The sequence below is a fragment of the Pseudomonas sp. NPDC077649 genome (assembly GCF_044542855.1).
Taxonomy (GTDB): domain Bacteria; phylum Pseudomonadota; class Gammaproteobacteria; order Pseudomonadales; family Pseudomonadaceae; genus Aquipseudomonas.
On record NZ_JBITVF010000006.1, the window covers coordinates 237182 to 262639 of the forward strand.

Sequence of the window (25458 nt, forward strand, 5' to 3'; positions counted from 1 at the left end):
CTCGAAAGCTTCGTTAGGTTTTGATTTGCGCCATTATCTTTCGAATCGAAACTTAAGCATGTCGAAGCGCAATACGCCGCAACGTCGCCACACCATTCTCGCCTTGCTCGCCGAGCAGGGCGAGGTGAGCGTGGACGCCCTGGCGCAGCACTTCGCCACCAGCGAAGTGACCATTCGCAAGGACCTCGCCGCCCTGGAAAAGAATGGTCTGCTGCTGCGCCGCTACGGCGGCGCGGTGCCGCTGCCGCAGGAACTGATCGGCGAGCCGACACAACCGCTTTCCCCGCACAAGCAGGCCATCGCCCGCGCCGGCGTGGCGCGCATCCGCGAGCACGCGCGGATCATCATCGACAGCGGCACCACCACCGCGGCGATGATCCCCCAGCTCGGCCACCGGCCCGGCCTGGTGGTGATGACCAACTCGCTGAACGTGGCCAACGCCCTGCGCGAACTGGAGCACGAACCGGTGCTGCTGATGACCGGCGGCACCTGGGACCCGCACTCGGAGTCTTTCCAGGGCCAGGTGGCCGAGCAGGTGCTGCGTTCCTACGATTTCGACCAGTTGTTTATCGGCGCCGACGGCATCGACCTGGAGCGCGGCACCACCACCTTCAACGAGCTGCTCGGTCTGTCGCGGGTGATGGCCGAGGTGGCCCGCGAGGTCATCGTCATGGTCGAGAGCGACAAGATCGGCCGGCGTATCCCCAATCTCGAGCTGCCCTGGGGCAGCGTGCATACCCTGATCACCGATTCGCGCCTGGATGCCCAGGCGGCCGAACAAATACGCGCGCGCGGCATCCAGCTGATTCTCGCGCCGCTGGAAACTTGAGGAGACAAGCATGTGTGGAATCGTCGGCGCCATCGCGGAGCGCAATATCACCCCTGTTCTGGTGGAAGGCCTCAAGCGCCTGGAATACCGCGGCTATGACAGCGCCGGGGTGGCGCTGCTGACCGAGCAGGGCGCACTGGATCGCCGCCGCCGCGTGGGCAAGGTCAGCGAACTGCAGGCCGCCCTGCAGGCCGAGCCCCTGGCCGGGCGTCTGGGCATCGCCCACACCCGTTGGGCCACTCACGGCGCGCCGAGCGAGCGCAATGCCCACCCGCACTTTTCGGGGCATGAGTTGGCCGTGGTGCACAACGGCATCATCGAGAACCACGAAGAGCTGCGCGAGCGCCTCACGGGCCTGGGCTACCTGTTCAGCTCCGATACCGACACCGAAACCATCGTCCACCTGCTCGAGCACAAGCTGCAGCAACTCGGCGACCTCACCGCCGCGCTCAAGGCCGCGATTCCCGAACTGCACGGCGCCTACGGCCTGGCGGTGATCAGTGCCAAGCAGCCGGACCGTCTGCTCGCCGCCCGCAGCGGCAGCCCGCTGGTGATCGGCCTGGGCCACGGCGAGAACTTCCTCGCCTCCGATCAACTGGCGCTGCGTCAGGTCACCGACCGCTTTATCTACCTGGAAGAGGGCGACATCGCCGAGATTCGCCGCGACAGCGTGCAACTGTGGGACGCCGCCGGCCAGCCGGTGCAGCGCGAGGCGGTGCAGTACCACGAAGGCGCCGAGGCAGCCGACAAGGGCGAATACCGCCACTTCATGCTCAAGGAAATCCACGAGCAGCCCAAGGTGGTGCAACGCACCCTGGAAGGCCGTCTGGGCAGCGACCATGTGCTGGTGCAGGCCTTCGGCCCGCAGGCCGCCGAGCTGTTCGCCAAGGTGAAGAATGTGCAGATCGTCGCCTGTGGCACCAGCTACCACGCCGGCATGGTCGCCCGTTACTGGCTGGAAGAGCTGGCCGGCATCCCCTGTCAGGTCGAAGTGGCCAGCGAGTTCCGCTACCGCAAGGTGGTGGTGCAGCCGGACACCCTGTTCGTCAGCGTGTCGCAGTCCGGCGAGACCGCCGACACCCTGGCCGCGCTGCGCAACGCCAAGGAGAAGGCGCCGGGCCAGGGCGGCTACCTGGCCAGCCTGGTGATCTGCAACGTCGGCACCAGCTCGCTGGTGCGCGAGTCCGACCTGTGCCTGCTGACCCAGGCCGGCCCGGAAATCGGCGTGGCCTCGACCAAGGCCTTCACCACTCAGCTGGTGGGCCTGATGCTGCTGACCCTGGCCCTCGGTCAGGTGCACGGCAACCTGAACAAGGCGCTGACCGCCGAGCTGGTGGAAGAGCTGCGTCGCCTGCCGACCCGCCTGGGCGAGGCGCTGGCGATGGACAAGACAGTCGAGAAGCTCTCCGAGCTGTTCGCCGAGAAGCACCACAGCCTGTTCCTCGGCCGCGGCGCGCAGTACCCGGTGGCCATGGAAGGGGCGCTCAAGCTCAAGGAAATCTCCTATATCCACGCCGAGGCCTACCCGGCCGGCGAGCTCAAGCACGGGCCGCTGGCGCTGGTCGACGCCGACATGCCGGTGGTCACGGTGGCGCCGAACAACGAGCTGCTGGAAAAGCTCAAGTCCAACCTGCAGGAAGTGCGCGCCCGCGGCGGCGAGCTGATCGTCTTCGCCGACCAGCAGGCCGGCATGCGCAACGGCGAGGGCACCCACGTGGTGGCCATGCCGCATATCCACGACCTGCTCGCGCCTATCCTCTACACCGTGCCGCTGCAGCTGCTGTCCTACTACGTCGCCGTGCTCAAGGGCACCGACGTCGACCAGCCGCGCAACCTGGCCAAGAGCGTCACGGTCGAATAAGGCCGCTGGCGAAGAAAAGCCCGTCCATCTGGACGGGCTTTTGCGTTTCTATCACGCCGAAATCTTGCTCAGGTGCAGCTCTTCGGGGCGCAGCGTAAGCACGCGTACGCCGTCTCGGGTGACCGCCACGGTGTGTTCGAATTGCGCCGAGAGCTGGCCTTCGCAGGTCACCACCGTCCAGCCGTCGCGCAGGGTGCGTACGTCCGCCTTGCCCTGGTTGAGCATGGGTTCGATGGTTAAGGTCATGCCTTCGCGCAGCGTCAGGCCGGTGCCGGCTTTGCCCCAGTGCAGCACTTCGGGTGGCTCGTGCATTTCCCGGCCAATGCCGTGGCCGCAGTAGTCGCGAACCACCGAATAGCCGTGGGCGCGAGCGTGCCGTTCGATGGCGTGGCCGATGTCCCCGAACCGGGCGCCTGGCCTCACGGCTTCGATGCCCTTGCACATCGCTTCATAGGTAATCCGGGTGAGCTGACGAGCCTGGTCCGACACCTCACCGATCAGGTAGGTCTTGCTCGAATCGGCGATGTAGCCGTTCTTTTCCAGGGTGATGTCGAAATTCACCAGATCGCCGCTGCGCAGAATCTCGTCAGCGCTGGGTACGCCATGGCACACCACCTCGTTGCGCGACGTGTTCATGGCGTAGGCGAAACCATACTGTCCCTTGCTTGCCGGGCGCGCCTTGAGTTCGCCGACGATGTAGTTATCCACAAGGTCGTTGACCTGCAGGGTGGACATGCCGAGCAGATCCAGGCGGTCCAGATAGGCGAACACCGAGGCCAGCAACCTGCCAGACTCGGCCATCAGTGCGATCTGCTGCGGCGTCTTGCTCATGAGGCGTCCGCCATGCGCGGCGGGACCACTACGCCGGCAGCACGCAGCTCGGCGGCCATCACCTCGTTGAAGCTCAGCGTCGGGTTCATCTCGCAGAGCATGCCGATGCGGATCCAGAACCCTGCCTGGGCATTGATGGAACGGCCCGACACGCTGCTCGCCCGGCGAATCTGGTCATGCAGCTCATCATCGATATTGACGATACCCATGCTGATTTCCTTTATATGTTTCGTATATGAAGCATATATAAACACGGATAGGTTTAGTCCACCAGCGCCAGTAGCAGGGCAAAGGAGGCTCACTCATCCCTTACACTGGTGCCAGGCATGCGGGGCCCCTGACTCAGGCAGGAACAGGAGAGCGGATGAAGCGCGCAGATGTGAAACGCAGAACGGCCGAGGGCGTTCTGTTCGATACCCAGATCATGGTCAACCCGGCCAACACCACGGAGTGGATCGTGTTGTTCAAGAAAGACGCGGGCCGCAGCTTCTTTCTGGTGGATGAAGCCGAGCAGGTGCAGACCTTTGCCAGCCTGGATGAGTTGATGCCGGAACTGCGGGGCCTGGGTATCAAGTGGGTCGAGGTGCAGCTCTGAGCCGTTGCCCACAGTTGCCGAGGATCAACTTGTGGATATCCTCGTGATACCTGGCTAAAGCCCTGATAGATAGGGTCTTTCAGCGACTTGTACAGAAACTGCTCGCCTGCCTGTCCACTATCCACAGAGCATCTGGATAACAACCTTTCTATCCTGTTGATAAGGCTCTGAAATCAAGAGATAGCAAGGCTTTCAGCGCTTTGTACGGTTTTTCGCCAAGCTCAATCGGTGCCGGGACGGTAGAGATGACGATGCGCCGCGTCATACAACGCCGATTCGGCGAAGGCGCCCGGATCTAGCACGCGGCCGACCAGAATCAGCGCAGTGCGGCGAAAGTCCTTGGCGGCGATCTTGGCCTCGATATCGGCCAGGGTGCCCTGCACCCAGTCCTGATCCGGCCAGCTCGCCCTGTGGATAACCGCGATGGGGCAGTCGGCGCCGTAGTGCGGCAGCAGCTCGCCGACTATGGCCGGCAGCTGACGCACGCCGAGGTGGATGGCCATAGTCGCGCGGTGCCGCGCCAGGTCGTGCAACTGCTCGCCCTCGGGCATCGGCGAGGTGGTGCCGTAGCGGGTAAGGATCAGGGTCTGCGACACGCCGGGCAGGGTCAGCTCGCTTTCCAGCAAGGCGGCGCAAGCGGCGGTGGCGGTGACGCCGGGAACGATCTCGAAGGGGATGCCGAGGGCGCGCAGCTCGCGAATCTGCTCGCCGATGGCACCGTACAGCGAGGGGTCGCCGGAATGTACGCGGGCCACGTCCTGGCCGCGCTTATGGGCCTGATGCAGCAGGTTGACGATTTCTGCGAGATTCAGCTCGGCGGTATTCACCACCCGTTCGGCGCTATGGCCCTGCAGCACCGCTTCGGGCACCAGCGAGCCGGCGTAGAGGATCACCGGGCACGAACGGATCAGGCGCTGCCCCTTGACGGTGATCAGCTCGGGGTCGCCGGGGCCGGCGCCGATAAAGTAGACGGTCATGCTGCGGGCTCTCTCTCGAAAGTGGCCAGCGCACAGGTGGCGTTGGCCGTGCGGTTTTTCTCGCCGAGCAGACGAGGCGTGGCGCCCAGGCGGGCGGCCAGGGCCAGGGCGCAGGGCTCGGCCACCGCGGGGCTGCCGGTGACGGACTGGACCAGGGCGTTGCCGCCGGTGGCCGACTGCTGAGGCGCGAGTTCTTCGCTGCTGAAGAACTGCAGCCTCAGCTTCAGCTGCTCGGCCAGTTCCTGCAGTGCCGTTTCCTCGCGCTTGTGGGCGATGCTGGCCAATCCGGCCAGGTTATCCACAGTCAGCTCATGCTGGCTCAGGCTGTGGATAAGCAGGGCTAGCAGCTCGTCCAGGCTGCAGCCGCGTCGGCAGCCCAGTCCGGCCACCACCTGCGGCGGCGATGCTGAGCGGCATGTGGAAGAGGCGGGCAGCATAGGCGGTATTCGGGCTGAGTGGCGGCGTAGCTCAACATGGCGCCCCCCACCGGTCAACCGCGATTGACCGACCGCCGCGGCCTGCGTAGCCTTCTCGCGTTCGAGGTTCTTCCCGGCAGTGCCGCCGGGAAGCTAAGAGGGAACAGGGTCGATGCCCTGGCTGCCCCCGCAACTGTAAACGGTCTCAAGCCCTTCGACGCACCACTGCCCTATGGCGGGAAGGTGAAGGGTCGCGTATTACGCAGACCGTGAGCCAGGAGACCTGCCTCGTTTCGTCAGCCAACTGTTCGGACGGGGTGATCCGACGCGGCCAGCATGCTCGCGCGTGCTTGTCTGCCCGTCCCCGTCCGCCGAATTTATCGTCGCCACGGGGCCCGCCATGAAAACCCTCGCCAAACTGCCCGTCACCATCGTCACCGGATTTCTCGGTGCCGGCAAAACCACCTTGCTGCGCCATCTGCTGACCCATGCCGAGGGGCGCCGTATCGCGGTGATCGTCAACGAGTTCGGCGAGCTGGGCATCGACGGCGAGATCCTCAAGCAGTGCGCCATCGGCTGCAGCGAGGAAGAGGCCATGGGCCGCGTCTTCGAGCTGGCCAACGGCTGCCTGTGCTGCACCGTGCAGGAGGAGTTCTTCCCGGTGATGCGCGAGCTGGTGGCGCGGCGTGGCGATCTCGACCATATCCTGATCGAGACCAGCGGCCTGGCCCTGCCCAAGCCGTTGGTCCAGGCCTTCAACTGGCCGGAAATCCGCAACGCCTGCACCGTCGATGCGGTGATCACCGTGGTCGACAGCCCGGCGGTGCTCGCCGGCACCTTCGCCGCCTTCCCCGAGCAGGTGGACGCGCAGCGCCAGCTGGACCCCAACCTGGACCACGAGTCGCCGCTGCACGAGCTGTTCGCCGATCAGTTGGCCAGCGCCGACCTGGTGATCCTCAACAAGGCCGACCTGCTCGACGCCGAGGCGCTGGCCGCGGTGCGCGCGGAGGTGGCCGAGGAATTGCCGCCAACGGTCAAGGTGATCGAGGCGCACGGCGGCGAGCTGCCGCTGGACGTACTGCTGGGCCTGAACAGCGAAACCGAGCTGCATATCGACAGCCGCCGCACCCATCACGACGACGAGGACGACGACCACGATCACGAGGAATTCGCTTCGTTCCACGTGGAACTACCGGAGGCCGAGGAGGCGCGCCTGCTGGCCGCGCTGAAGGACGCGGTGGGCAAACACGGCATCCTGCGGGTCAAGGGCTTCGCGGCGATCCCTGGCAAACCGATGCGTCTGCTGGTGCAGGGTGTCGGCCAGCGCTTCGACCGCCACTTCGACCGCGCCTGGCAGGCCGGCGAGCCGCGCCTGAGCCGCCTGGTGCTGATCGGCCAGCAGCTCGACCGCGCGGCCATCGAAGCCGAGCTGAAGGCGGCGCTGGCCTGAGCTGTAGGAGGGGCTAAAGCCCCTCCCACGGAACGAACATGCACCTACTGCGCACCCAGCCCGGCGCCCAACTGCCGGCCGACAGCATCGCCGACCTCGGCCAGACCCCGGCCGAGCTGGTGATCCTGTGCACCGGCGATTCGCACCTGTCCTTGCTGGCCGAGGCCGCCCGGCAGCTGCCGGACGACTACCCCAGCCTGCGCCTGGCCAGCCCGGCGCAGCTGAGCAACCACGCCTCGGTGGATTACTACGTCGAGCAGGTGTTGCAGCATGCCAGGGTCATCCTGGTTTCGCTGCATGGCGGGGTGAGCTACTGGCGCTACGGGGTCGAGCGCCTGGTGGAGCTGGGTGCGCGCGGCGCCAGGGTGATCATGGTGCCGGGTGACGACAAGCCCGACCCTGAGCTGAGTGCGCTCGGCAACGTCGGTGAAGAAGACAGCCAGCGCCTCTGGCAATACCTGCGCCAGGGCGGGCTGGACAACGCGCGCCAGCTGTTTCGCTGCATCGGCAGCCGCTGGCTGGGGCGTGACGACAGTTGGCGGGAGCCGCAAGCGCTGCCGCGCGTCGGCCTCTATCACCCGCAGCACAGTCCGGCCACGCTGGTCGACTGGCGTGCGCAGTGGCAGCCCGGCGCGCCTGTGGTGGCGCTGCTGTTCTATCGCAACCATGTGCAGTCGGCGAACACCGCCTTCGTCGATGCCTTCTGCCGGCATTTGCAGGCCCAGGGCCTCAACCCGCTGCCGATTGCCGTGGCCAGCCTCAAGGAGGCCGTCTGCCTGGAGCAGGTACAGGCCTGGCTGGATGAGACGGATACCGCGCTGATCATCAACACCACCGGCTTTGCCCTGTCCAACCCCGAGGCGCCGCAGGCGCGGGTGTTTCGCCGCGATATCCCGGTGCTGCAGGCCATCTGCGCGCTGGACAACCAGGCGCAGTGGCAGGCCAGCGCCCAGGGCCTGGGCTCGCGCGACCTGGCCATGCACGTGGTGCTGACCGAGCTGGATGGCCGGCTGATTGGCACCGCCATCAGCTTCAAGGGCCTGGCCTGGCGTAGCGAGCGCAGCCAGAGCGACGTGCTGTGCTACCAGGCACATGAGCCGGGGATGGCCTTCGTCAGTGAGCTGGCACGTAACTGGTGCAAGTTGGCGCTTAAAAGCAACAATCAGAAGCGAATCGGTCTCGTCCTGGCAAACTACCCGACCCGCGATGGCCGCATCGGCAATGGTGTGGGTCTGGATACGCCGGCTGCCGCGCTGAATATCCTGCAGGCGCTGCAACAGCAGGGCTACCCGGTGGATAAGCTGCCGGACAGCGGTACCGAACTTGTCCACAGCCTGCTCGGCGGCGTCACCAACGATCTGGATGGCCTGGATTCGCGCCCCTGTGCGCAGAGTCTGGCACTGGATGACTATCTGCGGTTCTTCCACAGCCTGCCTGAGCAAAATCAGCAGGCGGTGCGCGAACGTTGGGGCGAGCCGCAGGACGATCCGATGTTCCGCAGCGGGCGGATGATGGTGGCCGGCCTGCGCTTCGGTCTCACCTTCGTCGGCATCCAGCCGGCGCGCGGCTACCAGCTCGACCCGGCGGCGGTATACCACGACCCCGATCTGGTGCCGCCGCACGGTTATATCGCCTTCTACGCCTGGCTGCGCACGGCCTTCGCCGCCGATGCGCTGATCCACGTCGGCAAGCACGGCAACCTGGAATGGTTGCCGGGCAAGAGCGTCGGCCTCTCCGAGGGCTGCTGGCCGCAGGCGCTGCTCGGCCCGCTGCCGAATATCTATCCCTTTATCGTCAACGACCCGGGCGAGGGTGCGCAGGCCAAGCGCCGCACCCAGGCGGTGATCATCGATCACCTGATGCCGCCGCTGACCCGCGCCGAGAGCTACGGCCCGCTGCGCGACCTGGAGCGCCTGGCCGACGAGTATTTCGAGGCCAGCCAGCTCGACCAGCGCCGCGCCGTGGAGCTGCGCGGCGAGATCCTGGCCAAGGTGCGCGAGGCCAGCCTCGACCGCGAGCTGGGCCTGCAACTCAACGACGATGCCGACAGCTGGCTGCCGCAGCTCGATGCCTACCTGTGCGACCTCAAGGAATCGCAGATCCGCGATGGCCTGCACGTGTTCGGCGAGTCGCCGGCCGGCCAGCTGCGCCGCGACACCCTGCTGGCGCTGTTGCGCATTCCCCGTGGCGATGGCCAGGGCGCCAATGCCAGCCTGCTGCGCGCGCTGGCGCGCGGCCTGGAACTGGGCCTCGACCCGCTCGATTGCGATATGGGCCAGGCCTGGGCGGGGCTGCGTCCACAGGCGTTGCAGGCTGTGGATAACAGCCTGTGGCGCAGCGTCGGCGATACCCGCGAGCGCCTGGAGCTGCTGGCGCTCGCATTGATCGAGCGACGCCTGAATGGTGAGCGCATCGGCGATTTCGGTGCCGAGGTGGCGCTGATTCTCGACGGCCTGGCCGAGCATATCGCGCCTTTGCTGGATGCATGCGGCGACGCCGAGATGGGCGGCCTGCTGGCAGCGCTGGAGGGGCGTTTCGTCCCTGCCGGGCCAAGCGGCGCGCCGAGTCGCGGGCGCCTGGACGTGCTGCCCACCGGGCGCAACTTCTTCACCCTCGATGTGCGCCATCTGCCCACGCCCACCGCCTGGCGCCTCGGCGTGCAGGCGGCGGATCGCCTGCTGGAGCGCCATCTACAGGACGAGGGCGACCACCTGCGCCAGCTCGGCCTGTCGGTGTGGGGCACGGCGACCATGCGTACCGGCGGCGACGATATTGCCCAGGCGCTGGCGCTAATGGGTGTGCGCCCGCTGTGGCAGCCGGGCAGCCAGCGCGTCGAGCGCTTCGAGGTATTGGCTCTGGAACAGCTTGGTCGACCCCGGGTGGATGTCACCCTGCGCGTATCGGGCTTCTTCCGCGATGCCTTCAGCAACCTGATCCGCCTGTTCGACGAGGCGGTGCAGGCGGTGATCGAGCTGGACGAGCCGGAGGAGATGAACCCGCTGTCGGCGCGGGTCTGGCGTGAGTCGCTGGCATTGAAGGACAGCGGACTGGATGAAGCCGAAGCGCGGCGCCAGGCCGGCTGGCGGGTGTTCGGCGCCAAGCCGGGGGCCTATGGTGCCGGGGTGCAGAACGCCATCGAGGAGCGCCTGTGGCAGAGCCGCGCGGATCTCGCCGAGGTGTATCTGAACTGGGGCGGCTACGCCTACGGCAGCGGCGCCGAGGGCACGCCGGCGCGGGCGCAGTTCGCCGAACGCCTGGAGCAGCTGCAGGCGGTGCTGCACAACCAGGATAACCGCGAGCACGACATCCTCGATTCCAACGACTACTACCAGTTCCAGGGCGGCATGCTGGCGGCGGTGGAAACCCTGCGCGGGCTCAAGGTGGCCAGTTACCTGGGCGACAACAGCCAGCCGGACACCCCGCGCATCCGCACCTTGAAGGAAGAACTGGGGCGCGTGGTGCGCGCCCGCGCCGCCAATCCCAAGTGGATCGCGGGCATGAAGCGCCACGGCTACAAGGGCGCCTTCGAGCTGGCCGCGACCGTCGACTACCTGTTCGCCTTCGACGCCACCAGCGAGCTGGTCGATGACCACCAGTACGCGCTGCTCACCGATGCCTACCTGCTCGACAAAGACACCCGCGACTTTATCCAGCAGCACAACCCCGGCGCCCTCAACGACATCCTCGAACGCCTGCTGGAAGCCCAGCAGCGCGGCCTGTGGCAGAACCCCGGCGAGTACCGCGAGGCGCTGGAAAACCTGCTGCTCGATAGCGAGGAGTCATGACGCGAGGCATTCCCCTAGGGTGGGTTAGCCGGCTGTCGCCGTGCCTGGTCGATTCGCCGAAGCGGGTGCGGCGTAACCCACCATCGGCGCCACACGCAACATCGCCCGGTGGGTTACGCGGCGCGCCGAGTTTTTCTGCAGATACAAGGCCGGCGTTCTGCGCCGCTAACCCACCCTACGGGGGCATGCAGCCCGTAGCCCGGATGCCATCCGGGCACTGCGCGACCAACGGCCCCGGATTGCATCCGGGCTACATCCATACCCACGGATCATGTCCATGACCGAATACCACTTCCCCCTCGCCGCCGTGGTCGGCGCCGATTCGCTGAAGCTGGCGCTATGCCTGGCGGCCATCGATCCGGCCATCGGCGGCGTGCTGATCGAAGGCCCGCGCGGCATGGCCAAGTCCACCCTGGCCCGTGGCCTGGCCGATCTGCTGGACGGCGGGCGCTTCGTCACCCTGCCGCTGGGGGCGAGCGAGGAGCGCATCGTCGGCACCCTGGATCTGGATGCGGCCCTCGGCGAAGGCCGCACGCAGTTCTCGCCCGGCCTCTTGGCCCGGGCCGACGGCGGCGTGCTCTATGTCGATGAGGTCAACCTGCTGCCCGATCATCTGGTCGACCTGCTGCTCGATGCCGCCGCCAGCGGGGTCAATCACGTCGAGCGTGACGGCATCTCCCACCGCCATGCCGCGCGCTTCGTGCTGATCGGCACCATGAACGCCGAGGAGGGCGAGCTGCGCCCGCAACTGCTCGATCGTTTCGGCCTCAATCTGGCCCTCGACGGCCAGCCGCAGCCGGCCGAGCGCGCCGAGATCGTGCGTCGTCGCCTGGCGTTCGATGCCGACCCCGCCGCCTTCCTGCAACGCTGGCAGACCGAGCAGCACGCCCTCGCCGAACGCTGCCAGAACGCCCGCCAGCGTCTGGCCGATATACCGCTGGCTGACGCCGCCCTGGGCGAGATCAGCCAGCGCTGCTTCGCCGCCGCGGTCGATGGCCTGCGCGCCGACCTGGTCTGGCTGCGCGCCGCCCGTGCCCATGCCGCCTGGCGCGGCGCGGCGACTATCGAGCCGGTGGATATCGAGGCGGTGGAGGACTTCGTCCTGCGCCACCGTCGTCAGTCGCAACCGCAGGCCGCCATGCCGCCCGAACAGAACCAGGTGCCACAGCAGGCGCCAGAGCAGAGTCAGGGCGAAGGCCAGTGGGGCGAGTTGCCGGCGCAGCCGCAGGCCATGGGCGAACGGCGGGTGCCGCCGCGCTGGGCAAAAAAGCCCTGAGCATCCGCCCGCACACAGCCACAGGCGCGGATGCCGGCAATCGGCCCGGACGACTCGGTGGCGGCCTGCTTGGCGCCGCACGAGCTGGCGCGGGCGGGCGAATCGACTGGCCGGCGACCCTGCTCAAGGGCCGTCCGCAACGCCGCGAGCAACTGGTGCTGCGCCCGCGCAGCCGGCAGGCCGAGCAGCTGTGGCTGGTGCTGGTCGATGCCTCGGCTTCGACCCGCCGCCACGGCGCGCTGAGTCTGGCCAAGGGCGTGCTCGCCGAGGTTTTCGACAGCGCCTACCGTCTGCGCGCGCGCCTGGCCGTGCTGCAGGCCGGCGGTCGTGAGGCGCAGTGGCTGTGGCAGGGGCGCAAGGCCGGCGCCGAACTGCATCGCTGGTTGCAGGAACTCAGCGCCGGTGGCGGCACGCCGCTGCTCAATGCCCTGCAGCAGGCCGGCGACTGGCTGCAGCGTCGCCAGCGGCTGAAACCCAGTGAACGCCAGCGCCTGCTGATCCTCACCGACGGCCGTCTGCGCGATTGGCCGGCGCTGGCGCCGCTGCCGTGTCCGAGCCTGCTGCTCGACACCGAGCGCGCCCCCATCCGCCTGGGCCGCGCGCGCCAGCTGGCGCAGCAGCTGGGCGCCGACTACCACCATATCGACGACCTGGCGCCCGGCGTGCCGGGGCGCACCTGGAGAACCCCATGAAAACCCTGCTGCTGGTCGGCATCGGCGCCGGCGACCCGGACTACATCACCGTCCAGGCGATCAAGGCGCTGCGCCGCAGCGACGTGATCTTGCTGATGGACAAGGGCCCGGCCAAGCACAAGCTCAACGCCCTGCGCCGCGAGATCTGCGCGCGTTTCCTCGACGGCCACACGCCGCGTTTCGCCGAAGGCCTGCAGCCGGAGCGCGAACGCGACGCCGCCGACTACCGCGCCAGCGTCGACGAGCTCAACCGCGACAAGCAGGCGGTGTTCGAGCAACTGATCGACCAGCAGCTGGCCGATGGCGAAACGGCCGCCTTGATGGTCTGGGGCGACCCCTCGCTGTACGACAGCAGCATCCGCATCGCCGAGGCCATCGCCGCCAGTCGCAGCGATTTCGCCTTTGAGGTGATCCCCGGCATCACCAGCCTGCAGGCGCTGACCGCGCGCCACCGCATCCCGCTCAACAGCATCGGCCGCGCCGTGGAGATCACCACCGGCCGCCTGCTCGCCGACGGCTGGCCGCCGGGGGTGGACAGCGTGGCGGTGATGCTCGACGCCAAGGACAGCTACCGCCGCTTCGTCGGCCAGGGCCTTGCCATCTACTGGGGCGCCTACGTCGGCACCGCCGATGAAATCCTCATCGCCGGCCCGCTGGACGAGCTGGCCGAGCGCATCGCCAGCACCCGCGCCGCGGCGCGCGAGCGCAATGGCTGGATCATGGACAGCTATCTGCTGCGTCGAGGGCGGAGCACCGCTTAGGCCGGCTGATAGTTCAACGCCCGCTTCGACGACTCCGGCAGTGCCAGGCCGCCGGCCAGCGCCAGCAGGGCGATGGCGATCAGGTAGTAGGCCGGCGCCATGCGGTCGCCGGTTTGCTCGATCAGCCAGGTAGCGACCAGTGGTGCGGTGCCGCCGAAGATCGTATAGGCCAGGTTGTAGGTGAAGGCCGAGGCGGTGTAGCGCACCCGGGTGGGGAACTGCTCAGACAGCAGCACGGCGGTAACCACGCCGCAGATCACCGCGCCAACGGCCAGCAGCATGGCGCCCAGCGCCGAGGCCAGCAGGCTGCCGGAGGCGGCGAGGGTGAAGGCCGGGTATACCGCGACGATCAGAGCCATGCCGGCGCTGAGAATGGTACGGCGGCGGCCGACGCGATCCGAGTAGCGGCCAACGAAGGGGCATAGCAGCGCGGCGAACAGCAGCGCCATCAGGCTGGCGAGCAGCGCCACCGGGCGTGCGGCATCGCCGACCACCTGCATGTAGGTGGTCAGGTAGGTGGTGAACATGTAGAACGACAGCGCGGTGGCGGAGATGAACGCCCCCAGGCAAAGGATGGTGGCGCCGTGTTCGCGCAAGGTTTCCCGCAATGGTGAATGATTCGGTGCTGGCTCGGCGGCCAGGGCCTGGAATGCCGGCGACTCGTCCAGACGCAGACGCATGTACAGGCCGACCAGGCCCAAGGGCGCAGCGATCAGAAACGGCAGGCGCCAGCCCCAGGCGTGCATCTGTTCGCTGTCGAGCACCTGATCGAGGCCGAATACCAGCCCGGCCGCCGAGGCGAAGGCGAGAAAGGTGGATACCGGCACGAAGCTGCCGTAGCGCGCTTTCTGCTCGGTGGGTGCGTGCTCCATGACGAAGGCGCAGGCACCGGCATATTCACCGCCGGCTGAGAATCCTTGCAGGCAGCGCGCCAGCGCCAGCAGTAATGGGGCGAACAGGCCGATGCTGGGGTAGGTCGGCAGCAGGCCGATCAGCGTGGTGGCGCCGGCCATCAGCAGCACGGTGATCGACAGCACGCGTTTGCGGCCGATGCGGTCGCCGAGGATGCCGAAGACGATGCCGCCGAGTGGGCGCAGGGCGAACGACACGGCGAATACCGCGAAGGTCTGCAACAGCGCCAGTGTAGGGTTGCCCTGAGGGAAGAACAGGGCGGCGATGGTCACGGCGAGAAAGCCGTAGACGGCGAAGTCGAACCATTCGACGAAATTGCCGATGGCCGAGGCAGCTATCACTTTGTGCAGGGTGGCCGGGCTGACCTGTTGGCCGTGACTAGTAGCGTTCATGCGTCTCTCCTGATCCTTGAGTTAGACGGCTTGCGCTGTCTTCAGGGACGTTACCCAGGGGGGTACAGGAGTGACGCTTCGCAGGCGACCGCGGCGTTGCTGTGAGCGACCTCGGCCCGGCTCAGCCCTGTGGAAAACGCGCCGGATCGGCAAAGCAGGCGTGCAGGTGATCGAACACCAGGCGCACGCGGGGTGACACAGGGCCTTGCTGCGGGCGGTAGATGAACAGCTGCCAGGGATCGGGCGCTTGTTCTTCCAGCACCGCCTGCAGGCGGCCGCTTTCCAGGTACGGCTGAGCCAGGTAGGCGGGCAACTGACCGTAGGCCAGGCCGGCGAGCACGGCCTCCAGCTCGGCCTCGGGGTCGTCGCACACCAGCGCCGGTGTGGGCGGATGCAGGCTGGGCCCCTGGGCGAAGGTCCAGGGCCAGGGACGACCGTTCTTGCGGTCGATCAGCACCGACAGCGGCCGCTGTTGCAGATCGTCGAGGGTGCGCGGCGCGCCGCTGGCGGCGATCAGCTCCGGCGTGGCCACCACCTGCAACGGCACCGGCGCCAGGGCGCGGGCGACGTAGCGGCTGTCGCGCAGGAAGCCGACGCGGATGCCGATGTCGATCTGCGCCTCCACCGCGTCGGTGATCTCGTCCTCCAGGCGCAGGTTCAGCACCAGTTGCGGGTGCTGTTTGAGCAAGGGTTGCAGAAAGCCGACCAGAAAGCGCTTGCCGATGGCCTGCGGCGCGGTGATGCCGATGCGCCCGCTGATGGCCGATTCGGCCTCGGCGCGGTGGCCGCGAAACAGCGCGTCGAAATCTTCCAGCATCTGCCGGGCGCGCACCGCGTAGGCCTCGCCGAAGGCGGTGATATGCACCTGGCGGGTGTTGCGATGAAAGAGAATCTCGCCGAGCTCCTCCTCCAGCGCCTTGATCGCGCGGGTCACCGCCTGTGGGGAAACCCCCAGGCGAGTCGCTGCCTCGCGGAAATTGCTGCAGTCGGCTGCGCTGCAGAAGATGCGGATCATCTTCATGCGGTTGAGCATGTCGGGGCGCCTTTGTGTTCCAGAATGTGGAATAGCCTAATCCAAACTCTTCCATTCATTGAAACTGAAATCGCCCCTAACCTGAGCCCATGTTCGGCGTATGGCGCGGACACTCCAACGAATCGAGAGAGGGCTTACCCATGAGCAACAACATTTCCGGCAAGGTCGTGGTCATCACCGGCGCCAGCAGCGGCCTGGGCGAAGCCACCGCGCGTCACCTCAGCCAGCTGGGCGCCAAGCTGGTGCTGGCCGCGCGGCGCCAGGAGCGTCTCGAGCAGCTGGTCAGCGAGCTGGTCGCCGCCGGTGGCGAGGCCGTGGCCTACCCGACCGACGTGACCCGCGCCGATGAGGTGAAAGCGCTGATCCAGGGTGCGCTGGACACCTTCGGTCGTGTCGATGTGCTGGTCAACAACGCCGGGCTGATGGCCATCGCGCCACTGAGCGACGTGCGCGTCGAGGAGTGGGAGCGCATGATCGACATCAACATCAAGGGCGTGCTGTACGGCATCGCTGCTGCACTGCCGGTGTTCCAGCAGCAGAACGCCGGGCATTTCATCAACATCGCCTCGGTGGCCGGGATCAAGGTGTTCAGCCCGGGCGGCACCGTCTACAGCGGCACCAAGTTCGCCGTGCGCGCCATCTCCGAAGGCCTGCGCCATGAGGTCGGTGGCCGCATCCGCACCACCACCATCGAGCCGGGCGCGGTGGATTCGGAGCTGAAGTTCGGCAGCTCGCACCAGCAGAGCCGCGACTTCGTCGTCGACTTCTACAAGCAGGCGATTCCGGCCGAGTCGGTGGCGCGCGCCATCGCCTACGCCATCGAGCAGCCGGCCGATGTCGACATCAACGAGATCGTCCTGCGCCCCACCGTGCAGGAATTCTGATCCACTGCCGCCGGCGCTTGCGATGCGGGTCTTCACGGGCCAGCATGCGAGCGCCTTTTCCGCTTTCAGGAGTCTGCATGAGCGCGTCCATCCGTCCCGTCGACCTGGCCAAGGCCTACCGCCTGCTCAACCATGGCCCCACCGTGCTGGTGTCCGCCCGCCACCAGGCTGTGGATAACGTCATGGCGGTGGCCTGGTGCTGCGCCCTGGATTTCGACCCGCCGAAGCTGACCCTGGTGCTGGACAAGGCCACCCGCACCCGCGCGCTGATCGAAGGCAGCGGCCTGTTCGCCATCCAGATTCCGACCGTAGCGCAGCTGCAGCTGACCCAGGCGGTGGGCAATACCAGCCTCGCCGACGAGCCGGCGAAGCTGGCCCGCGCCGGTGTCGAGTTGTTCGAAATGGACGGCCACGACCTGCCCCTGGTGGCCGGCTGTTCGGCCTGGCTGGTCTGCCGCTTGCTCGATGAGCCGCACAACCAGCAGGCCTATGACCTGTTCATCGGCGAGGTGATCGCGGCCTGGGCGGACGAGCGGGTGTTCCGCGACGGCCGCTGGCACTTCGAGACCGCCGATCCGGCTCTGCGCAGCCTGCATCATGTCGCCGGTGGTCATTACTATGCCGTTGGCGATGCGCTGCAGGCCTGAAGGCTGGGCAACGAGGAGGCTGCATGTTTTCCCATATCTGTATCGGCGTGAGCGACTTCCCACGGGCCTGGGCCTTCTACCAGCCGCTCATGGCGTTGCTGGGCATCGAGCTGCGCTTTGTCGATGAGCACAAGCCCTGGGCCGCCTGGCAATCGAAGCCGGAGCCCCGGCCGTTGCTGCTGATCGGCAAGCCTTTCGATGGCGCCGCCCATCATCCCGGTAACGGGCAGATGGTGGCGCTGTTGGCGCAGAGCCGCGCCCTGGTCGACCAGGCCCATCGGCTGGCGCTCGCCCAGGGTGGACGTTGCGACGGCGCGCCGGGCCTGCGCCCCGAATACCACCCCGATTACTACGGCGCCTACTTCCGCGACCCGGACGGCAAAAAGCTGTGCGTGGTCTGCCACCAGGCCGAATGAGACGGCCGCTGCCCCGGCATATCGGCTAGCCCGGATGCAATTCGGGGCCTGGCCATCGGCCACTCAGTCGGGATACCAGCGCGGCGTATAGACCCACGCGCCCCCCTCGGCGCGGGGGAAGCGGCGGGTCTGGCTGGAGCCGATGATCACCAGGGTGCGCATATCGACCAGCTCCGGCGTCAGTTCACCGAGGGTGAGGGTTCGCAGCGCTTCGGCCGGGCGGCCGATATCGCGGCCGAGCACCACCAGGGTCTGCGGTTCGCGATGCTGGCGCAGCAGCTCCAGGGCGCGGCCGAGCTGCCAGGGGCGGGCCTTGGAGATCGGGTTGTAGAAGGCCATGGCCAGATCCGCTGCGGCGGCGTGCTGCAGGCGTTTTTCGATCACCGCCCAGGGCTTGAGGTTGTCCGACAGCGAGATCAGGCAGAAGTCGTGGCCCAGCGGCGCGCCGGCCTTGGCGGCGGTGGCCAGGGCGGCGGAGACGCCCGGCAGCACCTCCAGCTCGACGCCGTGCCAGGCCTCGCTCTGCGGGCTTTCCAGCGCCTCCATCACCGCGGCAGCCATGGCGAACACGCCGGGATCGCCGGAGGAGATAATCACCACGCGGCGGCCAGCGGCGGCCAGCTCGAAGGCGTGGGCGGCGCGCTGCAACTCTTCGCGGTTGTCGCTGGGATGCAGGCATTGATCGGCGCGCAGCGGGCCGGCCATCTTCAGGTAGGTGTCGTAGCCGAGCAGGTCTTCGGCCTGGTCCAGGGCGCGGCGCACGGCCGGGGTCATATGCTCGGCGGCGCCGGGGCCGAGGCCGACCACGCTAAGGCGCCCGCGGCGCTGGCCGAGGCGCTCGATCTGCAGCGGCTGGTCGCCCAGCAGCAGGCGCAGGCCGTCGCCCCGGTGGCATTCGGCAGGCAACTGGGAGTCGCTGTGGATAAAACGCAGCGGCAGGTTCAACTCGGCTGCTGCCGCATGCAGCTCGCTATGGGCCATCCAGCCTTTGTCCGCCAGCAGGCAGGCCAGCGCCTGCGGCGCCAGCTTGGCTTCGCTCAGCGCCTGCTGCAGACGTGCCGGCAGCTCGCCATCGGGGCGTTCGATCAGCGCGGCGGCGCAGCGCGGGTGGATCAGCAGCTCGTCGGCCCTGGGTGGACGCTGCTCTGCGGTGACATGAATCACCCGCGACGCGGTCTGATCTATCGGCAGCTGCGCGGCCTCCAGCCAGGGCGCCTGGCCTTCGATACGCACGCTTTCGCCGCCGAGCAGGTCGCTGACGAAGCGCTTGCCCTGCTGCAGGTCGGCCAGGGCATAGCCGGCCGGTGGCTCCAGCAGGCAGGTGCCGAAGCGCAGCTCGCCGCTGGTGGTGATGGCCGGCGTAACCCCCAGGTACGCGGCGATCTCGCGGGCCAGGCGATTGACCCCGGCCAGGCCGCCGAGCAGTGGCACCACGGCGCTGCCGTCCTCGGCCAGGGCCAGCACCGGCGGCTCGGCGCCCTTTTCCGCCAGCAGCGCAGCCAGGCTGCGGATGACGATGCCGGCGGCGCACAGCACCAGCAGTGGCTGGCCTGTGCGATACAGGCTACGCAGAGTCTCGCCGAAGTCGTCGTAATGGCGCTCGGCGCCATCGGCGCGCCCGCGCAGGCCATGGATCACGGCCTGTGGATAAAGCCCCTGGAGGCCTTGGGCGGTGGCCAGCGCGCTGGCGCCGAGGATGACGATGTTCATGCGGTAAATCCTGTGGCCCGGATGTTATCCGGGGAATGGGTTTTCCGGATTGCATCCGGGCTACGTTCGAGCGATCCGAACGGGTGTGTAGGGTGGATCGGGGCGCGTAGCTGACGCTTTTTTCATCCACCCTTGCGCGCGGTGGATGGGTGAAGCGTCATCCACCCCACGGATTCAGCCGCGCCATTTCTGCCCGGGCACCAGAATCATCGAGAAATAGGGCGAATCCATCGGCTCCACCTCGTCCAGCGCCACTATCTTCTGTTCGGCCATGGTCGCCCGTTCGACGTAATGGGCGCGGCCATCCAGGCCCAGCTTGCGCAGCACGCGGCGCACCTTGTCGAAGTTGCGCCCGAGCTTCATCACCACGGCGGCTTCGGCGTCGCGCAGGCGCTGTTCCAGCTCGTCTTCCGCCAGCACGCCGGAGAGCACGCTCAAGCTCTGGTTGCGGTACACCAGCGGCGTGCCGAGCACCGAGGCGCAGCCGAGCATGGAACACACGCCGGGCACCACTTCCACCTCGTAGCGGTCGGCCAGGCGGTCGTGCAGGTACATGTAGGAGCCGTAGAAGAACGGGTCGCCCTCGCAGATCACCGCCACGTCCTGGCCGGCGTCCAGCAGCCGGGCGATCTGCGCGGCGCAGGTGTCGTAGAAGTCGGCGATCACATCCTCGTAGGACAGTGGCGGGGCGAGCTTCTCGGTGGTCACCGGGTAGACCAGCGGCAGGCGCTGCTGCGCCTCGTTAAGGTGGGCCTCGATGATGCCGAAGGCATTGCCGCCGTGGCCGGCGTTGTGCTTGGCCTTGGCCACGAAGTAGGCCACCACCGGTGCCGACTGGAGCAGGCGCAGGGCCTTGAGGGTAAGCAGCTCGGGGTCGCCGGGGCCGACGCCGAGACCGAGCAGACGACCGGCCATCATTCCACCTCCGAGGCCAGGGCGTTGACCGCGGCCACCGCCATGGCGCTGCCGCCACGCCGGCCACGGACGATCACGTAGGGCACGCCGCGGCTGTCTGCGGCCAGGGCGTCCTTGGATTCCGCCGCGCCGATAAAGCCCACCGGCATGCCGATGATCAGCGCCGGCTTGGGCGCGCCGGCGTCGAGCATTTCCAGCAGGTAGAACAGCGCGGTGGGGGCATTGCCGATCACCACCACGCTGCCCTCCAGGTGCTCGCGCCAGTGCTCCAGGGCCACCGCCGAGCGGGTGTTGCCCAGTTCGCGGGCCAGCTCCGGCACGCCGGCGTCGTGCAGGGTGCAGATCACTTGGTTGTTCGCCGGCAGGCGCGGGCGGGTGATGCCCTCGGCGACCATGCGCGCATCGCAGAGAATCGGCGCGCCGGCCAGCAGCGCGGCGCGGCCAGCGGCGCCGGCACCGGGGGAGAAGCGCAGATCCTCCACCACGTCGACCATGCCGCAGGCGTGAATCACCCGTACGGCGAGTTTCTCCAGGTCGGCGGGGATGCCGTCCAGGTCGGCTTCGGCGCGGATGGTGGCGAAGGAGCGGCGGTAGATTTCCTGGCCGTCGCGGATGTAATCAAGCATCGGGTGTTCCTGCGGGGTGTTGGCGGGCGAACCAGGCGCCGGCCTCGTCGATGGTCAGGGCCGGCGCCAGCAGACGGCCGAAACCGGGCGCCGCGGGCGTGCGTTGATAGAGCTGGTAGTGGTCGGGTGTGCTGGCCAGCAATGTGTAGGGCTGCACGCGGGCGCTGGCGCAGCTGCGCGGGCAGGCGCTGAGGTGTACTTGCGGGCGGGCGTGGCTTGCGCGCAGCAGCTCGGCCAGGTGCAGGGCGTGCTGCTTGCTGTCGGCCAAACCGCGGGCGCAGGCGGCCGAACCGGTGCAGGCGACCAGGCCGAGCAGCGGCTCGTCGATGTGGGTCAGCAGGCCGAGTTCGCCCAGTGCTGCCAACAGCTCACGGCTGGCGGATTCCGGCACATTGCCCAGCAGCAGGCCCTGCCAGGGCGTCAGGCGCAGCTCGCCGTCGCCATAGCGCTCGCTCAGCTCGGCCAGCGCCAGCAGTTGTTCGGCATGCAGCCGGCCGAGGCGGGCGCCAGCGGCGACCATGCACAGGCCGCTCTGCGCCTGTGGATAAATCCCAGCCGGCGCGCGCTCGACGGCGGCGGCAGGCTGCCAGGTGGCCGGCGCCGGCTGCAGGGCAAAATCCAGGCGCGCCTGCAGGCGTTGCAGCAGTTCGTCGGCTGGCACCTGTGCCAGCAACTGGCGCATCCGCGATTGCTCGGGCGTGGCCAGCTCGAGGAACAGCAGCAGCAGCTGGCGCACCAGTTCGAGCACCTGGCTCGCCTCGATGCGCGCCAGCGGCGTGTCCATGGGGCAGCCGGCCAGGCCCAGCAGCAGGTGCTGGTCGTCCTCGGCGGCCAGCCACAGGTCGTGCGGGTGCTCGCGCATGGCCAGGGCTTCGCCGCCATCGAGTTGCAGGGCGAACTTGGCCGACAGCGCGTGCAGCGCCGGGCTGTCCTGCAGCAGGTCGAGCAATTGGCTGGCCAGCGGGCGCATGTCCATCCGCGCCTGCGGGTCGAGGCCGGCGGCGGGGCTGAGCAGCAGGTTGCGCACATCGTCGGCGGCGGCCACGCGCGGGCCGAGGCCGGCGCTCAGCAGGGCGTCGATCAGCGCGCTTTCCTGGCCGGGCAGCACGCCGCGGATCTGCAGATTGCTGCGGTTGGTCAGCTCCAGCACACCGCTGGCGCCATGCCGCGCCGCCTCGGCAATGGCCCGCGCCTGGGCGCTGCGCAGCACGCCGCCGGGCAGCTTGATGCGGCAGATGCCACCGTCCAGCGCGGGGACGATGCGCAGCAGGCCGGGACAGGCGGAAGGGCGGACGGAGGCGTGCAAGCGGTCACCTGTGGCTAACGACGCGGCGACCGAACCAGCGAAATCCGCCCACAGGGGGACTCCACGGCATCGGTACACCCCGCCCGATGTTGGCACTCGCGACCAGCGTTCGTCGGCAGGTCTCCTGGCTGACAGGTCTTCGTCCGCCGCGCCTTCCCGGTTACCCAGTGGCCGATTGCATTGGACTCGCTGCTTACAGTTGCGGGGGCAGCCACGGTATGACCGTGTTCCCTCTTAGGCCCGTTGCGGAGTCGTATCGACTCAAGGGCACCGACGAAGGCGCTATTATGCCCGCTTTGCCCGGAGCGCGGACAGGCGCTCCGTCGGGCTTGCGCGAGGACATTGGATGAAACCCTGGTTGACCCTGGTCGGCATCGGCGAAGACGGCTACCCCGGCCTGGGCAAGGCCGCGCGCCGCGCGCTGCTGGCGGCTACGCGCATCGTCGGCGCGCCGCGCCAGCTGGCCTTGCTGCCGCCGTGCATCGGTGGCGAACGGGAAACCTGGCCCAGCCCCTTCGACCTTGAGCCGCTGCTGGCCCGGCGTGGCGAGGCGCTGTGCGTGCTGGCCAGCGGCGACCCGATGTTCTACGGCGTCGGCGCCAGCCTGGCGCGCCAGGTGCTGGCCGACGAGTTGCAGGTATTGCCAGCGCCGTCCTCGGTGTCGCTGGCGGCGGCACGTCTGGGCTGGCCGCTGCAGGAGGCGGAGGTGCTATCGCTGGTCGGCCGGCCGCTGGCCACGCTCAACGCCCGGCTGTTTCCCGGCGTGCGCCAGCTGGTGCTGAGCGCCGATGGCGACACGCCCGCGCAGGTTGCCGCAGCGCTGCGCGCCCGTGGTTTCGGTGCCAGCCGCCTGACCCTGCTGGAGCATCTGGGCGGCCCCGAGGAGCGCCGTCTCGATGGCCTGGCCGCGAGCTGGAACCTGCCGCGTGGCGCCGACCTCAACCTGCTGGCGGTGGAGTGCCTGGCCGAGGCCGGGGTGCAGCCGCTGCCACCGACCTGCGGCCTGCCGGACGAGGCCTACCGCCACGACGGCCAACTGACCAAGCGTGACGTTCGCGCGGTGACCCTGGCGCGCCTGGCGCCGCTGCCCGGTGAGCTGCTGTGGGACGTCGGCGCCGGCTGCGGCTCCATCGGCATCGAGTGGATGCGCGCGCATCCGGCCTGCCGCGCCATCGCCGTCGAGGCCAACGAGGGGCGTCAGGATCATATCCGCCACAACCGCGACGCCCTCGGCGTGCCCGCCCTGCAACTGGTCGCCGGGCACGCGCCCGAGGCGCTGGCCGGGCTGCCGCCACCGGATGCGATCTTTATCGGTGGCGGCGTCACTGTGCCCGGCGTGCTGGACGCCTGCTGGGCCGCACTCAAGCCGGGCGGGCGCCTGCTGGCCAATGCCGTGACCCTGCAGAGCGAGGCGGCGTTGGTGGCCTTCCGCGAGCAGCAGGGCGGCGAGCTGCTGCGTCTTTCCGTGGCTCAGGCGCAGCCGCTGGGCGGTTTCGACACCTGGCGCGCCGCACTGCCGATCACCCTGCTGGCGGTGCGCAAGGCGTGAGTGCGCGACTCCTGCTGCTCGGCGGCACCACCGAAGCGCTGCGCCTGGCCCGTTGGTTGGGGCCGGAGACCGTCTACAGCCTGGCCGGCCTCGGCCGCGTGCCGGACGATCTGGCCTGCCGCGTGCGCGTCGGCGGCTTTGGCGGTGCCGAAGGCCTGGCGGCCTTTATTCTGAGCGAAGGCATCGAGCTGCTGCTGGATCTGACCCACCCCTATGCCGCGCAGATCAGCCATAACGCCGCCCGCGCCGCCGAGATCGCCGGCGTGCCCTGCTGGGCCCTGCGTCGCCCCGGCTGGCAGCCGGGCCCGGGCGACGACTGGCGTGAAGTGGATGGCTGGGATGCGTTGACCCGCGCGCTGGCGCCGTTCCAGCGGCCGTTTTTCACCTCCGGGCGCGAGCCGCTGGCCCATCTGCACGAGATACCCGCGCACCAGCACTGGACGGTGCGCTGCCTGCAGAGCGAACCGGCGCCGCCGCGCGCCGAGATCATCGGCGCGCGCGGGCCGTTCTCGCTGGACGTGGAACGCGCGCTGTTCGCGCGTATCCGCTGCGACGTGCTGGTGAGCAAGAACAGCGGCAGCGCTTCCACCGAGCCGAAGCTGCAGGTCGCCCGTGAGCTGGGGCTGCCGGTGCTGCTGTTGCGTCGTCCCCCGTTGCCGGCGGTGACGCGCGAGTTCGGGGATCCGGATAGCCTGTGGGCCGCGTTGGCGCGGTAGGTTGGCGCTGAGCGCAGCGAAGCCCAACAGGGCGCCCGCAGGGCTCCGCGCGGCGATCTGCAGCCCCCGAAAATCCCTGTTGGGCTTCGTCGCAAGCTCCTCAGCCCAACCTACATGCTGCCCCGGATTGCATCCGGGCCACGGGCGGCTGCTAGACTGCCGGCCCGTTTTGGAGACCCCGATGAACCAAGCCCCCTACGCGTGCATCCTGTTTATCGGCCCCGGCCTGGGGCGTGGCGCATCGGCCGAGCGTCTGCAGCAGCGCGTCGAAGCGCTGCTCGGTGAGGCGCACCTGTATGACAGCGAACAGGACGGCTGCTGGCAGGCCATCGACCAGGCGCCGCGACCGCTGTTGGTGGTGGATCTGGAGCCGCGCGCCGATGCCGCGCACCGCGACTGGCTGCGCCAGCGTATCGCCGAGCGCGGCGACGGGGCCCAGGTGTTCGTGCTCTGCACGGCGCTGGAAGACGCCTGGCTCGACGGCCTCGGCGCGCTGCTGGAGCGCCGCGCGGCGCATCTCCCCTGCAGCGAGGTGCCGCCGCTGCCGGCGCAGCATGCCTGGTCGCAGATCCCGCCGCACGCGCAGCGCCTGCTGTTGTGCAACGGCCCGCGCTGCACCCGCAAGGGAGCCCTCGGCCTGTGGAAAAGCCTGCGTCAGCGGCTCAAGGCCGCCGGCCGGCTGGAGTGCGACGGCGGTGTGCATATCACCCGCAGCCAGTGCCAGTTCCCCTGCGACCTAGGGCCGACCGCGAGCCTTTATCCACAGGGCGAGTGGTACGGCATCAAGGACGAGGCGGCGGTGATTCGCCTGGTCGACGAGCGCCTGGTAGCGGGCCGGGCGCTGCCCGAACTGCGCATCGACCGGGACTGACTCTCGGG

General features: G+C 68.4%; 24 protein-coding genes and 2 riboswitches. Of the genes, 14 read left to right on the forward strand and 10 right to left on the reverse strand.

The genetic code is table 11. From position 1 onward, the window contains the following. Nucleotides 1-58 precede the first annotated feature (58 nt). Nucleotides 59-829, forward strand: coding sequence for a DeoR/GlpR family DNA-binding transcription regulator (locus tag ACIGFL_RS18680; protein ID WP_397498126.1), 771 nt, complete (start codon nt 59-61; stop codon nt 827-829). A gap of 10 nt (nt 830-839) precedes the next feature. Next, nucleotides 840-2690: a glutamine--fructose-6-phosphate transaminase (isomerizing) gene (glmS, locus tag ACIGFL_RS18685; RefSeq protein WP_397498127.1), complete on the forward strand. Its 1851-nt coding sequence runs from the start codon at nt 840-842 to the stop codon at nt 2688-2690. 51 nt (nt 2691-2741) lie between these two features. On the opposite strand, the gene map is transcribed toward glmS, so the two are convergent. Together map and ACIGFL_RS18695 are read right to left on the reverse strand one after the other, a co-directional pair. Continuing rightward, nucleotides 2742-3521, reverse strand: a complete 780-nt coding sequence (gene map, locus ACIGFL_RS18690) for a type I methionyl aminopeptidase (protein ID WP_397498128.1) — start codon at nt 3519-3521, stop codon at nt 2742-2744. Further along, nucleotides 3518-3730: a ParD-like family protein gene (locus tag ACIGFL_RS18695; protein ID WP_021442417.1), complete on the reverse strand. Its 213-nt coding sequence runs from the start codon at nt 3728-3730 to the stop codon at nt 3518-3520. The genes map and ACIGFL_RS18695 overlap by 4 nt, the downstream gene beginning before the upstream one ends. 155 nt (nt 3731-3885) lie before the next feature. Here ACIGFL_RS18695 and ACIGFL_RS18700 point away from each other — a divergent pair, with 155 nt between their 5' ends. After that, nucleotides 3886-4116, forward strand: a complete 231-nt coding sequence (locus ACIGFL_RS18700) for a hypothetical protein (protein ID WP_397498129.1) — start codon at nt 3886-3888, stop codon at nt 4114-4116. A gap of 221 nt (nt 4117-4337) precedes the next feature. Here ACIGFL_RS18700 and cobM read toward each other — a convergent pair whose 3' ends face one another. Both cobM and ACIGFL_RS18710 read right to left on the reverse strand, forming a co-directional pair. Next, the gene (gene cobM, locus ACIGFL_RS18705; RefSeq protein ID WP_397498130.1) at nt 4338-5093 is read right to left on the reverse strand and encodes a precorrin-4 C(11)-methyltransferase; all 756 of its coding nucleotides are present in this window, start codon (nt 5091-5093) and stop codon (nt 4338-4340) included. After that, the gene (locus ACIGFL_RS18710) at nt 5090-5530 is read right to left on the reverse strand and encodes a cobalamin biosynthesis protein (RefSeq protein ID WP_397498131.1); all 441 of its coding nucleotides are present in this window, start codon (nt 5528-5530) and stop codon (nt 5090-5092) included. Before ACIGFL_RS18710 ends, cobM begins: the two co-directional genes overlap by 4 nt. 86 nt (nt 5531-5616) lie before the next feature. Beyond that, nucleotides 5617-5815, forward strand: a riboswitch (cobalamin riboswitch). Nucleotides 5816-5909: 94 nt separating this feature from the next. Here ACIGFL_RS18710 and cobW point away from each other — a divergent pair. The 5 genes from cobW (at nt 5910) to cobF (ending at nt 13473) form a co-directional block, all read left to right on the forward strand. Then, complete coding sequence (gene cobW / locus ACIGFL_RS18715) at nt 5910-6959, forward strand: cobalamin biosynthesis protein CobW (RefSeq protein WP_397498132.1); 1050 nt, start codon at nt 5910-5912, stop codon at nt 6957-6959. Between the two features lie 38 nt (nt 6960-6997). Further along, complete coding sequence (gene cobN / locus ACIGFL_RS18720) at nt 6998-10744, forward strand: cobaltochelatase subunit CobN (protein WP_397498133.1); 3747 nt, start codon at nt 6998-7000, stop codon at nt 10742-10744. 271 nt (nt 10745-11015) lie between these two features. Beyond that, complete coding sequence (locus ACIGFL_RS18725) at nt 11016-12020, forward strand: ATP-binding protein (RefSeq protein ID WP_397498134.1); 1005 nt, start codon at nt 11016-11018, stop codon at nt 12018-12020. Then, nucleotides 12002-12712 carry a VWA domain-containing protein gene (locus ACIGFL_RS18730; protein WP_397498194.1) on the forward strand — a complete coding sequence of 237 codons (711 nt, stop codon included), beginning with the start codon at nt 12002-12004 and terminating at the stop codon, nt 12710-12712. Before ACIGFL_RS18725 ends, ACIGFL_RS18730 begins: the two co-directional genes overlap by 19 nt. Next, nucleotides 12709-13473, forward strand: a complete 765-nt coding sequence (gene cobF, locus ACIGFL_RS18735) for a precorrin-6A synthase (deacetylating) (RefSeq protein WP_397498135.1) — start codon at nt 12709-12711, stop codon at nt 13471-13473. Before ACIGFL_RS18730 ends, cobF begins: the two co-directional genes overlap by 4 nt. Here cobF and ACIGFL_RS18740 read toward each other — a convergent pair. Next, the gene (locus ACIGFL_RS18740; protein WP_397498136.1) at nt 13470-14777 is read right to left on the reverse strand and encodes an MFS transporter; all 1308 of its coding nucleotides are present in this window, start codon (nt 14775-14777) and stop codon (nt 13470-13472) included. The two genes, cobF and ACIGFL_RS18740, sit on opposite strands and share 4 nt — an antisense overlap. A gap of 121 nt (nt 14778-14898) precedes the next feature. Next, nucleotides 14899-15810, reverse strand: a complete 912-nt coding sequence (locus ACIGFL_RS18745) for a LysR family transcriptional regulator (protein ID WP_397498137.1) — start codon at nt 15808-15810, stop codon at nt 14899-14901. A 140-nt stretch (nt 15811-15950) separates the two neighbouring features. Here ACIGFL_RS18745 and ACIGFL_RS18750 point away from each other — a divergent pair, with 140 nt between their 5' ends. The 3 genes from ACIGFL_RS18750 to ACIGFL_RS18760 all read left to right on the forward strand — a co-directional run bounded on the left by ACIGFL_RS18750 (nt 15951) and on the right by ACIGFL_RS18760 (nt 17757). Continuing rightward, nucleotides 15951-16694 (forward strand): SDR family oxidoreductase, encoded by a 744-nt coding sequence (locus tag ACIGFL_RS18750; RefSeq protein WP_397498138.1) that lies wholly within the window; start codon nt 15951-15953, stop codon nt 16692-16694. A gap of 77 nt (nt 16695-16771) precedes the next feature. Continuing rightward, nucleotides 16772-17341, forward strand: coding sequence for a flavin reductase family protein (locus ACIGFL_RS18755; RefSeq protein ID WP_397498139.1), 570 nt, complete (start codon nt 16772-16774; stop codon nt 17339-17341). 23 nt (nt 17342-17364) lie between these two features. Beyond that, nucleotides 17365-17757, forward strand: coding sequence for a VOC family protein (locus tag ACIGFL_RS18760; protein ID WP_397498140.1), 393 nt, complete (start codon nt 17365-17367; stop codon nt 17755-17757). 63 nt (nt 17758-17820) lie between these two features. Here the strand turns inward: ACIGFL_RS18760 and cobJ are convergent, their stop codons facing one another. The 4 genes from cobJ to cobG all read right to left on the reverse strand — a co-directional run bounded on the left by cobJ (nt 17821) and on the right by cobG (nt 22314). Further along, a complete protein-coding gene (cobJ, locus tag ACIGFL_RS18765) occupies nt 17821-19467 on the reverse strand; it encodes a precorrin-3B C(17)-methyltransferase (RefSeq protein WP_397498141.1) in 1647 nt (548 codons plus the stop codon). A gap of 174 nt (nt 19468-19641) precedes the next feature. Beyond that, nucleotides 19642-20385 carry a precorrin-2 C(20)-methyltransferase gene (locus tag ACIGFL_RS18770; protein ID WP_397498142.1) on the reverse strand — a complete coding sequence of 248 codons (744 nt, stop codon included), beginning with the start codon at nt 20383-20385 and terminating at the stop codon, nt 19642-19644. Further along, nucleotides 20382-21008, reverse strand: a complete 627-nt coding sequence (locus ACIGFL_RS18775; protein WP_397498143.1) for a precorrin-8X methylmutase — start codon at nt 21006-21008, stop codon at nt 20382-20384. The genes ACIGFL_RS18770 and ACIGFL_RS18775 overlap by 4 nt, the downstream gene beginning before the upstream one ends. Then, complete coding sequence (gene cobG, locus ACIGFL_RS18780; protein ID WP_397498144.1) at nt 21001-22314, reverse strand: precorrin-3B synthase; 1314 nt, start codon at nt 22312-22314, stop codon at nt 21001-21003. Before cobG ends, ACIGFL_RS18775 begins: the two co-directional genes overlap by 8 nt. A gap of 96 nt (nt 22315-22410) precedes the next feature. Next, nucleotides 22411-22604: riboswitch (cobalamin riboswitch) on the reverse strand. Between the two features lie 56 nt (nt 22605-22660). Between cobG and cbiE the strand changes: the two genes are divergently transcribed. The 3 genes from cbiE to ACIGFL_RS18795 all read left to right on the forward strand — a co-directional run bounded on the left by cbiE (nt 22661) and on the right by ACIGFL_RS18795 (nt 25450). Beyond that, nucleotides 22661-23863 carry a precorrin-6y C5,15-methyltransferase (decarboxylating) subunit CbiE gene (gene cbiE, locus ACIGFL_RS18785; protein ID WP_397498145.1) on the forward strand — a complete coding sequence of 401 codons (1203 nt, stop codon included), beginning with the start codon at nt 22661-22663 and terminating at the stop codon, nt 23861-23863. Continuing rightward, on the forward strand, nt 23860-24579 hold the full coding sequence (locus tag ACIGFL_RS18790) for a cobalt-precorrin-6A reductase (protein WP_397498146.1): 720 nt from the start codon (nt 23860-23862) through the stop codon (nt 24577-24579). The genes cbiE and ACIGFL_RS18790 overlap by 4 nt, the downstream gene beginning before the upstream one ends. A gap of 181 nt (nt 24580-24760) precedes the next feature. Then, entirely contained in the window at nt 24761-25450 is a 690-nt protein-coding gene (locus tag ACIGFL_RS18795) for a (2Fe-2S) ferredoxin domain-containing protein (protein ID WP_397498147.1), read from the forward strand. Nucleotides 25451-25458 lie beyond the last annotated feature (8 nt).

What these genes read in the sequence shown, in the direction of transcription:
- ACIGFL_RS18680 (WP_397498126.1), top strand. Translation starts at nt 59, where the DNA reads ATGTCGAAGCGCAATACGCCGCAACGTCGCCACACCATTCTCGCCTTG.
- glmS (WP_397498127.1), top strand. Translation starts at nt 840, where the DNA reads ATGTGTGGAATCGTCGGCGCCATCGCGGAGCGCAATATCACCCCTGTT.
- map (WP_397498128.1), bottom strand. Translation starts at nt 3,521, where the DNA reads ATGAGCAAGACGCCGCAGCAGATCGCACTGATGGCCGAGTCTGGCAGG.
- ACIGFL_RS18695 (WP_021442417.1), bottom strand. Translation starts at nt 3,730, where the DNA reads ATGGGTATCGTCAATATCGATGATGAGCTGCATGACCAGATTCGCCGG.
- ACIGFL_RS18700 (WP_397498129.1), top strand. Translation starts at nt 3,886, where the DNA reads ATGAAGCGCGCAGATGTGAAACGCAGAACGGCCGAGGGCGTTCTGTTC.
- cobM (WP_397498130.1), bottom strand. Translation starts at nt 5,093, where the DNA reads ATGACCGTCTACTTTATCGGCGCCGGCCCCGGCGACCCCGAGCTGATC.
- ACIGFL_RS18710 (WP_397498131.1), bottom strand. Translation starts at nt 5,530, where the DNA reads ATGCTGCCCGCCTCTTCCACATGCCGCTCAGCATCGCCGCCGCAGGTG.
- cobW (WP_397498132.1), top strand. Translation starts at nt 5,910, where the DNA reads ATGAAAACCCTCGCCAAACTGCCCGTCACCATCGTCACCGGATTTCTC.
- cobN (WP_397498133.1), top strand. Translation starts at nt 6,998, where the DNA reads ATGCACCTACTGCGCACCCAGCCCGGCGCCCAACTGCCGGCCGACAGC.
- ACIGFL_RS18725 (WP_397498134.1), top strand. Translation starts at nt 11,016, where the DNA reads ATGTCCATGACCGAATACCACTTCCCCCTCGCCGCCGTGGTCGGCGCC.
- cobF (WP_397498135.1), top strand. Translation starts at nt 12,709, where the DNA reads ATGAAAACCCTGCTGCTGGTCGGCATCGGCGCCGGCGACCCGGACTAC.
- ACIGFL_RS18740 (WP_397498136.1), bottom strand. Translation starts at nt 14,777, where the DNA reads ATGAACGCTACTAGTCACGGCCAACAGGTCAGCCCGGCCACCCTGCAC.
- ACIGFL_RS18745 (WP_397498137.1), bottom strand. Translation starts at nt 15,810, where the DNA reads ATGCTCAACCGCATGAAGATGATCCGCATCTTCTGCAGCGCAGCCGAC.
- ACIGFL_RS18750 (WP_397498138.1), top strand. Translation starts at nt 15,951, where the DNA reads ATGAGCAACAACATTTCCGGCAAGGTCGTGGTCATCACCGGCGCCAGC.
- ACIGFL_RS18755 (WP_397498139.1), top strand. Translation starts at nt 16,772, where the DNA reads ATGAGCGCGTCCATCCGTCCCGTCGACCTGGCCAAGGCCTACCGCCTG.
- ACIGFL_RS18760 (WP_397498140.1), top strand. Translation starts at nt 17,365, where the DNA reads ATGTTTTCCCATATCTGTATCGGCGTGAGCGACTTCCCACGGGCCTGG.
- cobJ (WP_397498141.1), bottom strand. Translation starts at nt 19,467, where the DNA reads ATGAACATCGTCATCCTCGGCGCCAGCGCGCTGGCCACCGCCCAAGGC.
- ACIGFL_RS18770 (WP_397498142.1), bottom strand. Translation starts at nt 20,385, where the DNA reads ATGATGGCCGGTCGTCTGCTCGGTCTCGGCGTCGGCCCCGGCGACCCC.
- ACIGFL_RS18775 (WP_397498143.1), bottom strand. Translation starts at nt 21,008, where the DNA reads ATGCTTGATTACATCCGCGACGGCCAGGAAATCTACCGCCGCTCCTTC.
- cbiE (WP_397498145.1), top strand. Translation starts at nt 22,661, where the DNA reads ATGAAACCCTGGTTGACCCTGGTCGGCATCGGCGAAGACGGCTACCCC.
- ACIGFL_RS18795 (WP_397498147.1), top strand. Translation starts at nt 24,761, where the DNA reads ATGAACCAAGCCCCCTACGCGTGCATCCTGTTTATCGGCCCCGGCCTG.